The sequence below is a fragment of the Myxococcales bacterium genome (assembly GCA_016720545.1).
Lineage (GTDB): Bacteria > Myxococcota_A > Polyangia > Polyangiales > Polyangiaceae > JAAFHV01.
Window position 1 is genome coordinate 95512 of record JADKKK010000006.1, and the last position, 14489, is coordinate 110000.

The following is a 14489-nucleotide window of genomic DNA, read 5'->3' on the forward strand; positions in this document are numbered from 1 at the left end:
CGACGCACGAGACGCGAGACGCGAGCGTCAGCGCCGGCCGAGGCGGGCCTTCACTGTGTCGAGCAGCTCGAGCGCCTTGGGCGCGTATTCGTTGATGGCCTTCATGACGGGCCCCTCGGAGGTGGCGGCCCCGAGGTCGACGTCGCCATCGCGTGCACTATACATGTTTTCCATCACCTTCTCGACGGCCTTGCGGACCATCCCTCGGAAGGGGATCTTCGCCATCATCCCGTACATCGCGGCGTTGCCGCGGCTCTTGCGCGACGGATCGGCGCGCACCTCGGCCACCGCGTCGGCGACCGCGGCCACATACGCGTCGATGATGTCGGCGTGGCGCGACATGAGGGTGCAGTGGATCGAGCTCGGGCGCTGCTGGCGATCGACCGACCAGCCGCGATCTTCGAGGGCGTCGGCCACCGCGTAGATGTCGAGGCTCTGGTCGAGCGAGATGTACGTCACGATGGTCGACTGCGGCCGCCCGAGCACCGCGAGGCCGGGGATGGCCTCGAGGCCCGCGATGAGCTTCTTCTTGGCCTCGAGGGTGCGCGCGGCGTGGCGGAGGTAGCCGTCCTCGCCGAGGCCCTGGAGCGCAGCCCACGCCGCCGCGATGGTGCCGCCGGGGCGAGTGCCGGGCATGCTGGGCGACGCGTAGATGCCGCCAGGCCAGTCGGTCGTCACGAAGAACTGGTGCTTCAGATAGCTCATGTCGCGGTAGACGACGACGCTCGCGCCCTTCGCCGCATACCCGTACTTGTGGAGATCGGCGGAGATCGACGTGACCCCGTCGACGCGGAAATCCCAAGGCGGGATGGGCTCGCCGAGCTTCTCGAGCCACGGGAGCACGAACCCGCCGATGCACGCGTCGACGTGCATGGGGATGTCGTGCGAGCGCGCGATCGCCGCGAGCTCGCCGATGGGATCGATCACGCCGTGGGGGTACTGCGGCGCCGAGCCCACGATGAGCACCGTGTTGCGGTTCACCATGCGGCGCACCGCCGCGACGTCGACCGTGAAGTCGTCGGCGAGCGGGGCGTGGCGCAGCTTCAGGCCGAAGTAGTGCGCGGCCTTGTCGAACGCCACGTGCGCGCTCTCGGGGACGAGCAGCTCTGGGCTCCGAGCCCAGGGCGCGTGCCTCTTCGCCCGCTCGCGGGCCGCCTTCACGGCGAGGAGGATCGACTCGGTCCCGCCGGACGTCATGGTGCCCACGGTCTCGGGGCCGCCGGAGAGCATGTTGGCGCTCATGCGGACGACCTCGGCCTCCATCCTCCGGAGGCTCTTGAAGGCCATGGGGTTCAGGCCATTCTCGGAGAAATAGAGGTTGTGCGCGCGCTTCAGCAGCTCGGCGTGCGCCGGCCCTGCGTCGTAGACGAGGCTGAACACCTTGCCGTCGCGCCAGCGCGCGTCGTCCCTGCGGAACGCCTCGAGGTCGGAGAGGATGGCCTCGGCCTCGCGGCCTTCCCGGGGGATATGCGCGGACATGCGCGAGACGGTACCACGCGCGCGCCGGCTTCGGCGCGTGACGCGGACGAATAAAACGGATGTAATGGTCTACGCGGCGGTGATCTCGACGCGGAGGAGCTTCCGACCGATGAACACGTAGTCGCCGTGCTCGAGCTCCTGCTCGTTCTTCACGCGCACGAACGTGCCGTTTCGGCTCGACGGATCGCTCAGGGTGTAGCGCCCGTTGCTCTCCTCGATCTTGCAGTGGTTGCCGCTCATGTAGAGATCGACGGGGAAGTTCAGCTCGCCCCCCTCACGGCCGATCTGCAGGCTGTGCGTGCGCGCGCACACCGTGGCGCCGGCGGCGCCGCCGTGGAGGATCTGGGTGACCCGGAAGTGGATGCCGTGCTTCGGCGACGAGTAGAAATAGGTGCCGTCGGGCGCGGGGCCGTCGGTCTCGACGGGCGGCCCCTCGAGGCGGAACACCTGCTCGCCGGCGAGGAACAGATCGCCAGGCACGAGCTCCACCGAGCCGCGCACGCGGATGTACACGCCGTTGAGCGAGCCCTCGTCGCGCACCACGAGCTTGCCGTCGCGATAGAAGAAGTTCGCGTGCTTGGGCGAGACGAACGGGTCGTCGGCGAACACGAGCTCGCCGCGCCGACCGACCGAGTGGCTCTCCGCGTTCAGGTGGTAGCTGAGGCCCTCGACCCCCTCGCCACGAATGAGGATGAGCTTCGCGCGGCCCGGCGTCTGGAGCTGACCGAAGAACTGCGTGCGGGCGCCCATGATTTCGGGTGGCACCGCCGCGCCGCAGCGGCCGCAGAACTTGTGCCCCATGGGCACAGGGGTCGAGCAGGAGCGACACACGAAGTTCTTTGCTTGGTCCATGAGTTCCTCGAGGGAGAGCTTTGGAGACGATGCGTCTTCGGCCAGCAGGTCCGCGCGGCCGTAGTGGTGGGTCTGGCTGGCGGCCGCGGGCGTGAGAAACCGGACAGGGTCACCGCGACGTAGCTTGAGGGGCTCCTCGAACAACCGCGCGCCGCGATCGGTCGGCGGGTCTTCCTCGCCGCGGGCGTCGGGGATGGCGGCCTCGAGGGGCGTCAGCGTGCGCTCGGTCATCGGCGGGTCGCCATCGCCGCGCGTCTTGGGCTGGCCGACCGCCAGCGGGTTGCCGCACTGCGGACAGCCACGCACTCCCAAGAGGGAGAACGTGTCGCACTGGCCACATGTGACGCCGAGCTCGGAGGACATCTTCAGGGGAGGCTAGCAAACTTCACTCAAGGAGGGTGAGCCGCCGCTCAGGGTCGAGCGGGCCCTTCTCCCCCCACAGTCTGAGCACGACGCGGCGGCAGGTGGCGTCCGAATTCGTGACGGGCGCCGGGAGGCCGGCGTGCGCCTCCACCGCCGGAGGGACCACCTTGGCGGGCCTGGCCGCGCCGACCCGCGCGCGTTTTCCCTGGCTCTTTCGCGGCGTTACGATCGTCGCGGGCTTCGGCAGATCGTCCCGGTCGGTGGCACCCGAGGGCTCGACGGGCACGCGGACGGCGTACGGCGCGGCGCCGGTCGCCCCGCCACCGCACCGCGCCAGGTTCCCAGGCGCGACCTTGGACTCGCGCAGCACGAGCACGACGTCCCCCGGCGCGAGCGGCGCGACGGTCGGATCACCAAGCTCGGTGACCGACCAGACGTCGAAGACGGTGGCGCGCAGCACGAGACCAGCGATGAGGAGCGAGGCGACGAACCACCCGAAGCCCCTGACGAGCGCCCGCATGGGTCGCAAGCTAGGAAGCGACGCCGCGTCGGGCCAACTTCGGCGCGCCCGTCACGCGCGGAGCGGCAGCGCGAGGCCCACGACGGCGCCGTCCACCGCGCCCTGCGCGTCGACGTGGTTCTCGGCGAAGGCGCGGCCTCCGTGCGCCTCGGCGATGCGGAGCACGAGCGCGAGGCCGAGCCCCGAGCCGCCGGCCTTGCCGGGCGTGCGCGCCTTGTCGCCCTTCACGAACGGCTCGAACACGCGAGGCAAGAGCTCGGTCGCGATGCCCGGGCCGCGGTCGCGCACGAGGAGGCGCACCTCGGCGGCGTCGCGCTCGACGGCCACCGTGATGGGCGCGCTCGCGTCGTGCCCATGCAGCGCGGCGTTGTTCACGAGGTTGGAGAGCGCGCGCCCGAGGAGCGCTTGGTCGCACGCGAGGGTGAGCTCCGAGGCCTCCGCGCCTGCGGCGTCGAGCGCGCCGGCGTCGAGCTCGAGCGGAGGGAGATCCGGGCGCGACAGCGCCGCGAGCCGCCCGCGGAGCCACGGCAGGAGCGCCACCCGCTCGAGGCGCACGTCGGAGAGCCCGGCGCGCGCGGCGGCGAGCAGATCGCCCAAGATGAGGTCGACCTCGGAGAGCTCGCGATCGATGCCCTTCAGGAGCTCGCGCGTCTCGCGCGCGTACGGGCTCACGCTCACGTCCCCGGCGACGAGCTCGAGGCCTACGCGCGCCCGCCCGAGCGGTGACCGGAGCTCGTGGCTGATGGCGCCGAGCAGCTCGCGCTGATCGCGTACGACGCGCTCGATGCGCTCGGCCATCTCGTCGAACGTGTAGGCCACCTCGCGGACCTCGTCGGCGATGTGCTCGCTGGAGCGGGCCTCGGGGTCGAGCCCCGTGCGGGCGGAGAGCTCGCCGTTGCCGAAGCGCTCCGCCGCCTGGGCGACCTGCTCGAGAGGGCGGGAGATCCGCTTGGCCACCTTCCTGGCGACCGCGCTCAGCACGAGGCCACCCGCGAGGAGCCCGAGCACGAGCCGGAGCGGCCCGGGCGCGCCCGTCGACGAGCGCAGCGCGAGCGCGCCGACGATCTCGCCCTCGCGCACGATGGGCACGTAGGCGACGCCGTCGTCGAAGACCATGCCGGCCGGACCGCGGTGCCGACGCGAGCGCCGGGGCAGCACCTGGGGATCACGCTCCAGCTTGAAGTCGAGCCCGGTCGCGTCGCGCAGCTCGCGGACGTAGCGGTCACAGGCGGCCGTGTCCCCCCACTCCTTCGCGAGCCGGAGCTGCACGCGCCTCGCCACGACCTGCGTGGCGCCCTCGCCTTCGGGCCGCGTGAGCCCGAGGGTGATCGAGCTCACGGCGAAGGCGAGCACGATGGCGGCGAGAAACCAGAGCAGCAGGCGGGTCTTGAGGCGAGCGCTCCAGCCCCGACGGCGCGGACCGCAGCGCCCCGGCCTCAACTCGGCCTCACGAGGAGGTAGCCGATGCCGCGCACCGTGCGAATGAGGCGCGGATCTCTCGGATCTTTCTCGAGTTTTTGTCGCAGATGGCTGACGTGGACGTCGAGCGAGCGATCGACCGCGGGGTCGTAGGTGCCCCCCTTCAGCTGGGTGGCGAGCTCCTCGCGGGCGATGGTCTCGCCGGCGCGCCGAGCGAGCGCGGTGAGCAGGCGGAGCTCGAACGACGTGAGCTGCACGGGCTTGCCGGCGAGGAACACCTCGTGGCCGTGGACGTCGATCACGAGGTCGCCGAGCTCGAGGCGGTCGCGGCCGGTCTCGGGCTTCTTCGTGCGTCGCACCACCGCGCGCACCCTGGCCATCAGCTCCCGCGGGTTGAACGGCTTCGGGACGTAGTCGTCGGCGCCCAGCTCGAGGCCCCCGATGCGATCGTTGTCGTCGCCGCGCGCGGTGAGCATCACCACGGGCACCTCCGAGCGCTCGCGCAGGCGACGGCAGACCTCGAAGCCGTCCATCCCTGGGAGCATCACGTCGAGGAGCACGGCGTCGTAGCTGCCCTCGAGGGCCCGCGCGAGGCCGAGCTCGCCGGTCGGCACGTGGGCGAGCTCCGCCTCGTTCTTCGCGAAGTACTCGCCGAGGAGCCGCGCCAGATCTTGATCGTCGTCCACGAGGAGGAGCCGCAACATCGGCTCGGGACGATAGCCGGGTTCAACGCGGGTCGCGAGGCTCACCCCCGAAGCGTGGCCCCGGCGCGGGGCCTCGTCCGCCGGGTCGCGCGCAAAGATTCGTAAACCCGCGGGAGCCCGCGCCCACGCGCGCTTGCGCTTGCGCCCACGCCCGCGCCCCACGCCCCCGCGAATTCGCGACGCCGTGCCCCCGGTGAGGGTGGTAGCCTCGCTCCGTTGGACGCGATCGAAGACAAACGGATCCTCCTGCTCACCGGCAAGGGCGGCGTGGGCCGATCCATCGTGACGGCCGCCCTCGCGCACATCGCCCAGCGTCGCGGGCGGCGTGTGCTGGTCGCCGAGCTGGGGGACGATCCCGACGACTACTCGCCGCTCGCCCGGTATTTCGGGCGCGACAGGCTCCCTGTCGATCCGGAGGAGCTCGCCCCGGGGATCCGGGGCGTCGTCCTCCTCGCGCGGACGGGGCAAGACCTCTTCCTGCGGCAGGTGCTCCGCTCGTCGACCCTGTCGCGCGCGGCGCTCGGCTCCGACCCCATCCGCCGGCTCCTCTCGGCGGGGCCCTCGTTCCGCGAGATGGGCATCTTCTTCCAGCTCCTCGCGCTCCTGCGCCTGCCCCACCGTGACGGCGGACACGAGCACGAGGTCGTGGTCGTCGACATGCCCGCCACCGGTCACGCGCTCTCGCTCACGGGGCTCCCGGACCTCCTCCTCCGGCTGGTCCCGGGCGGCCCCATCGCGGACGCCCTCCGCGAGGGCAAGGGCTACTTGAACGATCCGGCCCAGTCGGCCGCGTGGGTGGTCACCCTCCCGGAGACCCTGCCGGTGAGCGAGTGTCTCGAGCTGCTCGCGGGGCTGCGGCGCACTGAGATGCCCATCGGCGGCGTGTTCCTCAATCGCTTCCCGGTCGACGCGTACACACCCGAGGAGCGCGCCGCGCTCGCGCCGATCCTCGCCCAGCACGACGTCCTCGGCGCCGAGACGTTCAACCGCCCGGGGCTCGCGCACCGCGAGACCACGCGGCTCCGCGCGAGCACCGACGCCCCGATCTACGTGCTGCCCGAGGTGCCACACGCGCACGTCGTGGCCGCGCTCACCGAGGCCGCCGAGCGCGCCTGGCTGCTCCCGCGGCCAGCCTCCTCGGCGTCGCCCGCGCCGGCTGCGACGCCTGCGAATGGCACCCCGTGAGCGCCCCCATGCCTGCCCCCATGCCCGCTGTTCCAAGGGTTTCAGAGATCCTGCGCACCCACCAGGTCATCGTGTGCTGCGGCGCCGGAGGCGTCGGAAAGACCACGACGGCGGCGGCCCTCTCGCTCGCCGCGGCCCGCGCGGGCCGGCGCGTGCTGGTGCTCACCATCGACCCGTCGAAGCGCCTCGCCGAGACCCTCGGGGTCGAGCGCAACCCGCCCGATCCCGTGGCGCTCCCCGTGGACCGCGCGCGCACCGCGGGCATCGTGGCGCCAGGCTCCCTCGACGCGTGGATGCTCGACCACAAGCTGGTCGCCGACTCCTCGGTGCGCCGCCTCACCAAGTCGCCCGAAGAAGCCGAGAAGGTGCTCGACAACCGCATTTACAAGCAGGTGAGCACCATGGTCGCGGGCATGCACGAGTACACCGCGATGGAAGCGCTCTACCGCCTGGTGAACGAGGGCAGGTACGATCTCGTCGTGCTCGACACGCCTCCGTCACGCCACGCCCTCGACTTCCTCGAGGCCCCGAAGCGCCTCTCGCGCTTGGTCGACTCGAAGGCCATCGCCGCGTTCCTGCCGAGCTCCGACGGCTTCGTCGCGCGGGCCGCCTCCAAGGTGATCCACAAGGTCCTGAGCGCCGTGTTCGGCGAGGAGTTCGCCACGGAGTTCACCGCCTTCCTCTCCACGTTCTCCGCGCTGTTCCAGGTGCTGAACGTGGAGGTGAACACCATGCGCGACTTCCTCAGCGGGCCGAACGTCGCCTTCCTCCTCGTCACGTCGCCAGCGCCGACCACGCTCACCGAGGCGCACTACTTCCAGGACAAGGCCCGCGAGCTTTCCCTGCCCTTCCGCGGCTTCGTGCTGAACCGCAGCCGCGCGCTGAACGGGCGAAAGGCCATGCCCGACAGCTCCCTCGGCGGCCCCAGCCCGAGCCCCGCGCTTCAGCGCGCGATCTCGAAGCTGCAGGCCGCCGCGGCGATCGAGCTCGAGCTCGCGGGGCGCGATCTGGCCCTCCTGAAGGATCTCGAGGTGCGCGCCGGCGAGGGGGCGACGGCGATCGCCCTGCCCGATCTGCCCGCGGGCGCGGACGACATGGCCACTCTCGTCGCGGTGGCCGACGTGCTCGACGCGAGCTGACGCGCGGCCGAGACGAGCTCAGTCGAGGGCCGCGTCCACGCTGGCGTCGACCGCCGAGTCGAGGACGCTCGCGTCCGGAACGTTCATAAGCGACACCTCGCCTTCGGCTCGGGGTCGCCATCGACCTTCGTTCACCCTTTCGGGGCTCACTCCCGGTTCCCGTCGGCCACGTTCGCGTCCGGAACGTTCGCGTCCGGAACGTTCGCGTCCGGAACGTTCGCGTCCGGAACGTTCGCGTCCGGAACGTTCGCGTCCGGAACGTTCGCGTCCGGCGCGCTCGCCTCGGCCGCGGCGTCCGGGGGGCCTCCCTCGGGTACACAGCCGTCGCGACGAGCCCCGGCGACGAGCGCCGGGGCGCAGAGCGGGTCGGTGCCGGTGGCGTCAAACGCGGGCGGGTACGGCGGACAGGTGAACGCGATGTAGGCCGTGCGTGGTCCGTTCGCGGGTGTCCGCACGAGGCAGATCGCCGGGCACTCTCGCGGCTCGGTGGGTCCCTCGACCACGTCGAGCGCGGTGGGGCGCTCGAGGCAGCCGTTCGCGGGGTCGAAGCGCTGCCCCTGGTACGTGTAGATGGGATCACCGCCGCACGCGACGAAGGCGCCGGAGAGGGCTCCCGCGAGGAGCGTCGCCACGGCGACTCCCGCCGCGAGCGCGGGCCCGCGGCGGGTCGGGCGCGCCAGCTTCCCGGGGCGACCGTCGACGCGCACGACGCCCCGCACTACGACTCGCGCGCCGGGGGCTCGACCGTGCGCACGCGGAGCTCCGCGAGCTGCTCGGGCAGCACGTGGTTCGGGGCGTCGGTCATGAGGTCGGTGCCCTTCTGTGTCTTGGGGAAGGGGATGACGTCGCGGAGGCTCTCGGCGCCCGAGAGCAGCATCGCGAGCCGGTCCATGCCGACGGCCACGCCGCCGTGCGGGGGCGCGCCGTACTTGAGCGCGTCGAGCAGGAAGCCGAACTTCTGCCGCGCCTCGTCGCCGCCGATGCCGAGCGCCGCGAACACCTTCGCCTGCACCTCGGGGTCGTGGAGACGAATCGAGCCGCCGCCGATCTCGAAGCCGTTCAGCACGAGATCGTAGCGGTAGCAGAGCACCTTGCCCGGATCGGTGTCGAGCAAGGCCACGCAGTCGTCGTGGGGTCGGGTGAAGGCGTGGTGCGCCGCCGCCCAGGTCTTCTTCTCGTCGTCGTACTCGAAGAGCGGCGGGTTCACGACCCACAGGAAGTTGAACGTCCCGCCGTGGCCGTACTCGGGGATGAGCCCAAGCTTCTTTCCGAGGTGGATACGCAGATTGGCCATCACCGTGTGGACGACGGACTCCTTCCCAAACTGGAAGAAGAGAAGATCGCCCTCTCTCGCGCCTGTCTGGGCGTTCACGGCGAGACGCAGCTCTTCGCCGATCATCTTGGCGAGCGGCGACTGCGTCCAGGCGCCCGTCCCGTCGACCTTGGCGCGGGCGAGGCCACGCGCGCCCATGCCCTTCACGAAGTCCTCGAGCTTGTCGAGCTCGGCGCGCGACAGCTTGCCCGCGTGCTCGGCGGGGATGCGCATGGCCTTCACGATCTCGGCCGGGAGATCGCGGCGGTACTGTCCGCTCGTGAATTTGTCGGCGATGTCCTTCCAGAAGGGCACGCCGCCGCCGGACTTCTCGATCACGAGGCTCGTGATGTCGGTGTGCTCGAGGCCGAAGCGAAGATCGGGCTTGTCGTTGCCGTACTTCTCCATCGACTCGGCGAAGGGCAGCTCCGGGAAGCGCCCGCCGGGGTACCGCTGGGTGAGATCGATGCCGAGCACGGTCTGCCAGATCGTGCACACGAGCCCTTCCATCGTGCGGAAGATGTCGTCTTGCGAGACGAAGCTCATCTCGACGTCGATCTGGGTGAACTCGGGCTGCCGATCGAGGCGCAGGTCCTCGTCGCGGAAGCACTTCACGATCTGGAAGTACCGATCGAACCCAGCCACCATGTAGAGCTGCTTGAAGAGCTGAGGGCTCTCCGCCAAGGCGTAGAACTTGCCGGCGTGCAGGCGGCTCGGCACGAGGAAATTGCGCGCGCCGCCCGGGGTGTACTTCACCATGAAGGGCGTCTCGAGCTCGAGGAAGCCCTTGTCGTCGAAGTAGCGCCGCACGGTCTGGTTGATGCGGTGCCGCACGCGGAGGGTCTTCTGCAGGGGCGCGCGTCGCAGGTCCAGATAGCGGTACTGGAGGCGCTTCTCCTCGCCCGTGTCGATGCTGTCCGCGATCTCGAACGGCGGGGTCTCAGACTTGTTGAACACGCCGAGCTCGATGACGTGGATCTCCACCTCACCCGTGACCATCTTGGGGTTCACGTTCTTGCCGCGGCTGACGACCACGCCGCGCACCCCGATGACCCACTCGCTACGGAGCGCCTGAGCGCGATCGTAGGCGTCCTTCGGGGCGTCGCCGTGGCCGGAGAGGTTCGGATCGAAGACGAGCTGCGTGATGCCCTCGCGATCGCGAAGGTCCACGAAGACGCACCCGCCGTGATCGCGGTAGCTCGCCACCCAGCCGAAGAGGACGACCTCCTGGCCGACGTCTGCGCCGCGCAGGGCGGCGTTGTGGTGAGTGCGCTTGAGCTCGTCGATGAACCTTGCCACGGAGTGACCTCGCGTTCGGGGAGAGTTTGACCTGCCGGCGGTGAGCCGGCGGGCGCCCCTTCCTAGCACCTGTGCGGGGCGCGCGGGGACCTGCCGACGGGGGAGCGCAGGGTGCGGTTCGCCGCGATCTCGCCTCACTCTGCAGCTTTGGTAAGGTCCGCCCGTGACCGAAGGCCCGCCGTCGAACCCAGGCCCCTCCGAGAGCCCGCGCGCGCGGGGGCTCTTCGGGCTCGCGAGCTTCGCCGGCCCCCTGCTGGTCGCGGTCTTCGGGGCACGAACGGTGCCCGATCCCGCGTTCGACGAGGGCGCGCTGCGCGTCCTCGGCTTGTCGTTTACGGGGGTATTTCGCGCGCTCGACGTGTGGGTGGCCGCTCCCCTCCTGGCGCTGCCGCTCGGCACCCGAGCCCTCCGCGCGAGCCTCGCGTGCGCGCTCGTGACGGGCGCGGCGGGGCTGCTCGTATACACCCTCGCCGCGCCGCTCCTCGTCGACCCCCGCCCCGCGCGCGCGCCGGTGGCGGGCCCGCCTCGTCTCGCGTTCGCGGTGGCAGCCCTCGCGGCCATCACTGCGCTCTGCACGCCGCCCTGGCAGCTCGAGGGATCCGCGGTGGGCGGCACGGTCACGGGCGCCTGCCTCGTGCTGGTCGCCGCGTGGCTCACCCTGCGGCCCCGCACGCCCGCCCCGTGGAAATTTCTGGTCGCAGGGGCCGCGGTCGCGTGGGAGCCGCTCACCGGGGCCATCGCCGTCGGGGTGCTGCTGGTGCCGCTCACCTCGCGTGACACGCGAGCTTCCCTCCGCGCGGGCGTGGCGTGTAGCGCGAGGCAGCTCGCGGAGCGGGCGCTCGCCTTCGCCCTCGGACTCCTCCCGCTCGCCCTGGGGCTTGCCGTGAAGGCGGGCCCCGAGCGCCTCGGCACGGCCGCGCACCTCGGCGAGCACGCGCTGGGCGAGGGCGGCGTCGATCCACGGGCCATCCCGTGGAAGCTCCTCGCCCGGGACGAGCTCGGCTGGTTGTTCGTGTGCGCCGCCGTCCTCGGGGCCGCGCTCGGCCTGCGCCGCCGCGAGACGCGCCTGCGCGCGGCGGTCTTGCTCGCCGTCACCCTGGGGTACCCGCTCACGTACAGCCTCGGGGTACCCCACGGTCCCATCCGCTTCGGCGCGCCGCTGCTCGCGGCGATCGCGGCGACGGGCGCCCTCGCCAGCGTGGGCCTCTACGAGCTCGTCACGCGGCTCCGCGCCGCGAAGGTGCCCTTCGCGCCCGCGAGCGCGGCGCTGCTGGTGGTCCTCGAGTGGACCCTCCCGGTGCGCGCGGCGGACGACGCCCTCCTCCGCCGCGCCGCCCTCTCCCGGCACGCGCCCTACGCGTTCGCGACCGGCGCACTAGGCCAGGCGCCGCCCACCTCGGTCGTGCTCCTCTCGGACGCGCGCGTGCTCACGCGGCTCCAAGCGGCCCGCGCCTCCGGCCTGCTCCGCGACGACCTGACGCTCTTCCCCACGTTCGACTTGAAGGGGCCGCTCGCGCGCGCGGCGGTCAACCGCGAGCCCAAGCTCGCCGGGCTCTACCGGGATCTCGCCCTCGGGACGCTGCCCGAAGAGTGGTCGCTGAGCTCGCTCGCCAGCCATCGCCCGCTGCTGCTCTCGTACGAGCCCAAGTGGAAGCCCACGCTCGCGAAGCACCTCATCCCCGACGGCCTCTTCTGCCGCTTCGAGCCCGAGCCCCAGGGCGTGAGCGATCGTCGCACCTCGATGGATAAATCCTCTAAACGAAAGGCTCTTCTGGCACAGGAGGTCACGGGCGCCGGCCGCGACGCGCGCCTCGGGCAGCTCATGGCCCACCTGCTCCGCGGCCGAGCGATCGCGATGGGCGCCACGGGGGAGCGCGACAGCCTGTCGAAGGCCCTCGACGAGCTCCGCCCCTACTCGCCGGACGACGACGTGGCCTCGAAGCTCGTCCGACGCATGGTCACCACACGCGGCCCATTCCCGGTCGACGATCTTGTGCCTTGAGGGCCCGGCGAAGGGGCGCTTCGCCGACCTTCGGACAGCTACGGGGGCTCCACGACCCTGGTGCTCACGAGCGAGACGACCGTCACGGTCCCCGCGACGAGCGGGTACTTGCCCGTGTTCACGGGCACGAACAGCTGCGGGGGTGCGAGCTTGCACCCGCCGTTGGTGCCGGCGAACTCGACCGGCTCCGGACCAGGGTTCACCCCCGAGACGAAGACGAACCCCTGCGGGTTCGGCGGGGTCTCGGCCAGCTCGGGGTCGACCTCGAAGCTGCCGTTGGTGTAGCGAAGCCGCGCCTCGGGGTGTCCGACCACGACCGGCCGGTGGCCACCGACGAGGCACGGCGCGTTCTCTCGGATATCGAGCACGAAGTGAACCTTCGAGGCGTCGTAGACCCCCTTGAACGCGTCCGGGATCGGGCTCCCGTTCACCTGGGGATCGGCGACCGCCCCCTTCGGAATGAGAGCGATGAGGAGGTCGCCCCGCATGTCGGGGTAGGGATACACCCAGAGCTCGCTCGCGCTCGGGTAGTAGTTTTCCGTCGGCGCGAGGGGCGTGACCAGGAAGTAGAACTCTTTCCCGTCCGTGGGACGCAGACGCACGAGCTCGGTGTCGACGCGGGTCGGGGGTAGCGCACCCTGGCACGCGTCCACGAGCTGCACGTTGGCGGTCGGGGGGCCGGACTGGAGACCGCGGTAGAGACCGTCTCGCCGAACCTCGAGGTCGACCTTGCCCTTCTTCCCGCAGGGTCCGTTATCGACGGGTTCCGGCGGCTCCACGGGCGCCGCCTCGACCGGGTCGGCGTCAGGCGGTCCCGCATCGTGCAGTCCCGTCTCGTCCGCCGCGTCGCTCGGGGCGGGAGGGAGGTCACGGTTGGGGTAGACGAAGCAAGCTCCCAACGTGGCGGCGACGAACAGCGGGAGGACCGGGGAGTTGGAGAAATAGCGACGCATGGTGGCTCACGGAGCGGGGACGATCTTCCACATGTCCGGCATCATCTGGTTCTCGGGGGGCAGGCCGTTCTTGCCCCGGAGCTCCTCGGGGAGCAACGCGTTCCCGACACCCCAGAAGAGCGCTCCCTTGTACGCCCACGCCGTCGCGGAGTGCCGCCCCTCGAAGTTCTTCGGCGTGACGAGCTCGTACCAGTTGCTGCCGTCCGACGTGTAGAAGACGTCCGACAGGTTGCCCGAGCCCCCGAGCAGCTCCTCTTGACGGGCCCCCCCGAGCACCCAGAGGCGGTCGTCGTAGGTCGCCACGTTGACGAAGTAGCGGGGCGCGAATGGCGTGTGCTCCAGATCGCGACGCCACCTCACGCCGTCAGCGCTGCTCCAGACGTCGTCGAAGGACACGCGCTTCGGTCGGTTGGGGTCCTCGTAGAGTCCGCCCGAGACGAGCCACATGCGTCCCTTGAAGACCGGCTCGCCGTGGATCATCGCGCGTGGCGCCCAGAGGGGTCCCTCGGTGTGGACGCGTGTCCACGTGGCGCCGTCGAGCGAGCTCCACACGTCGGGGTAGGCGACGGTGAACTCGGTGAGCAGCGTCTGCCCGCTGACGATCCACAGTTTGTCCTGGAAGCTGAACGTCTGCTGGAGCACGCGCGTGCCGAACTTGGTGTTCGCGGCCACGCGCTGCCACTTCGCGCCGTCGGTGCTGCTCCACACGTCGCGCATCGAGGAGAGGTGCAGCGGGTCGCTCCCGACGATGAACATCTTGCCGCCGAGGCTCGTGCATCCCATCGTGTGGCGCCCGGACCAGTCGGACGCGTCGTCGTACGTGCCGGGATCAATGAACGTGTTGGGCTTGACCCGCGTCCAGTTCGCGCCGTCCTCGCTCCGCCAGACGTCGTTGGTGACGATCGCCGGGAACTCAGCGGGATAGCCGGGGTTCCACCCGCCCAACAACCACATGGCGCCGTTGTGCACCACCCCACACGCGCCGTCGCGAGGCGGCACATTGACCTGCTCCGACACCCGCGTGAACGAGTAGCTCTTGCGCTGCGAGGGGGCGAGCTCAATCGGCGCGCTGTCGGCGTTCTGACCACGCAAGCTCAGTCGAACGCGGATGTGGGTGCCGCCCGTGGCGGGGACGTTGAGGCGAGCGCGCTTGGCGCTCCCGTCGACCATGACGCGGCCCGTCGCCTCGTCGCTCACCTCGATCTGCTTCCAGGTCACCGCGTCGTCGAGGCTGTAATAAAGGTCGGGCACCGCCGTGACCT

12 protein-coding genes (1 of these 12 running past the window's edge) are annotated in these 14489 nt (G+C 71.0%); 3 read left to right on the forward strand and 9 right to left on the reverse strand.

From position 1 onward, the window contains the following. Window positions 1–27: 27 nt before the first annotated feature. The 5 genes from IPQ09_14180 to IPQ09_14200 form a co-directional block, all read right to left on the reverse strand. Window positions 28–1479, reverse strand: coding sequence for an aspartate aminotransferase family protein (locus IPQ09_14180; protein MBL0195352.1), 1452 nt, complete (start codon window positions 1477–1479; stop codon window positions 28–30). A gap of 69 nt (window positions 1480–1548) precedes the next feature. Continuing rightward, window positions 1549–2694 (reverse strand): FHA domain-containing protein, encoded by a 1146-nt coding sequence (locus IPQ09_14185; GenBank protein ID MBL0195353.1) that lies wholly within the window; start codon window positions 2692–2694, stop codon window positions 1549–1551. A 22-nt stretch (window positions 2695–2716) separates the two neighbouring features. Next, window positions 2717–3214 (reverse strand): hypothetical protein, encoded by a 498-nt coding sequence (locus IPQ09_14190; protein ID MBL0195354.1) that lies wholly within the window; start codon window positions 3212–3214, stop codon window positions 2717–2719. Between the two features lie 51 nt (window positions 3215–3265). Next, the gene (locus tag IPQ09_14195) at window positions 3266–4654 is read right to left on the reverse strand and encodes a HAMP domain-containing protein (GenBank protein ID MBL0195355.1); all 1389 of its coding nucleotides are present in this window, start codon (window positions 4652–4654) and stop codon (window positions 3266–3268) included. Then, complete coding sequence (locus IPQ09_14200) at window positions 4651–5337, reverse strand: response regulator transcription factor (GenBank protein ID MBL0195356.1); 687 nt, start codon at window positions 5335–5337, stop codon at window positions 4651–4653. The genes IPQ09_14195 and IPQ09_14200 overlap by 4 nt, the downstream gene beginning before the upstream one ends. Before the next feature lie 216 nt (window positions 5338–5553). On the opposite strand from IPQ09_14200, the gene IPQ09_14205 reads away from it, so the two are divergent. Next, window positions 5554–6522, forward strand: coding sequence for an arsenic transporter (locus tag IPQ09_14205; protein ID MBL0195357.1), 969 nt, complete (start codon window positions 5554–5556; stop codon window positions 6520–6522). 20 nt (window positions 6523–6542) lie between these two features. Continuing rightward, window positions 6543–7661: an AAA family ATPase gene (locus tag IPQ09_14210; GenBank protein MBL0195358.1), complete on the forward strand. Its 1119-nt coding sequence runs from the start codon at window positions 6543–6545 to the stop codon at window positions 7659–7661. Between the two features lie 146 nt (window positions 7662–7807). On the opposite strand, the gene IPQ09_14215 is transcribed toward IPQ09_14210, so the two are convergent. Further along, window positions 7808–8368: a hypothetical protein gene (locus IPQ09_14215; GenBank protein MBL0195359.1), complete on the reverse strand. Its 561-nt coding sequence runs from the start codon at window positions 8366–8368 to the stop codon at window positions 7808–7810. An 11-nt stretch (window positions 8369–8379) separates the two neighbouring features. Beyond that, window positions 8380–10272, reverse strand: a complete 1893-nt coding sequence (gene aspS / locus IPQ09_14220) for an aspartate--tRNA ligase (GenBank protein MBL0195360.1) — start codon at window positions 10270–10272, stop codon at window positions 8380–8382. A gap of 163 nt (window positions 10273–10435) precedes the next feature. Here aspS and IPQ09_14225 point away from each other — a divergent pair, with 163 nt between their 5' ends. Next, a complete protein-coding gene (locus IPQ09_14225; protein ID MBL0195361.1) occupies window positions 10436–12274 on the forward strand; it encodes a hypothetical protein in 1839 nt (612 codons plus the stop codon). Window positions 12275–12312: 38 nt separating this feature from the next. Here the strand turns inward: IPQ09_14225 and IPQ09_14230 are convergent, their stop codons facing one another. Continuing rightward, window positions 12313–13227: a hypothetical protein gene (locus IPQ09_14230; protein ID MBL0195362.1), complete on the reverse strand. Its 915-nt coding sequence runs from the start codon at window positions 13225–13227 to the stop codon at window positions 12313–12315. A gap of 6 nt (window positions 13228–13233) precedes the next feature. Further along, a protein-coding gene (locus IPQ09_14235; protein MBL0195363.1) for a hypothetical protein crosses the window boundary here: on the reverse strand, window positions 13234–14489 show its 3' portion. The gene runs 250 nt beyond the window's last position; the window shows 1256 of its 1506 coding nt (coding positions 251–1506); its start codon lies off the right edge, out of view — the gene reads right to left on this strand; the stop codon is at window positions 13234–13236.

Coding starts and splice junctions, on each gene's coding strand:
- IPQ09_14180 (MBL0195352.1), bottom strand. CDS start 1,479: ATGTCCGCGCATATCCCCCGGGAAGGCCGCGAGGCCGAGGCCATCCTC.
- IPQ09_14185 (MBL0195353.1), bottom strand. CDS start 2,694: ATGTCCTCCGAGCTCGGCGTCACATGTGGCCAGTGCGACACGTTCTCC.
- IPQ09_14190 (MBL0195354.1), bottom strand. CDS start 3,214: ATGCGGGCGCTCGTCAGGGGCTTCGGGTGGTTCGTCGCCTCGCTCCTC.
- IPQ09_14200 (MBL0195356.1), bottom strand. CDS start 5,337: ATGTTGCGGCTCCTCCTCGTGGACGACGATCAAGATCTGGCGCGGCTC.
- IPQ09_14210 (MBL0195358.1), top strand. CDS start 6,543: ATGCCCGCTGTTCCAAGGGTTTCAGAGATCCTGCGCACCCACCAGGTC.
- IPQ09_14230 (MBL0195362.1), bottom strand. CDS start 13,227: ATGCGTCGCTATTTCTCCAACTCCCCGGTCCTCCCGCTGTTCGTCGCC.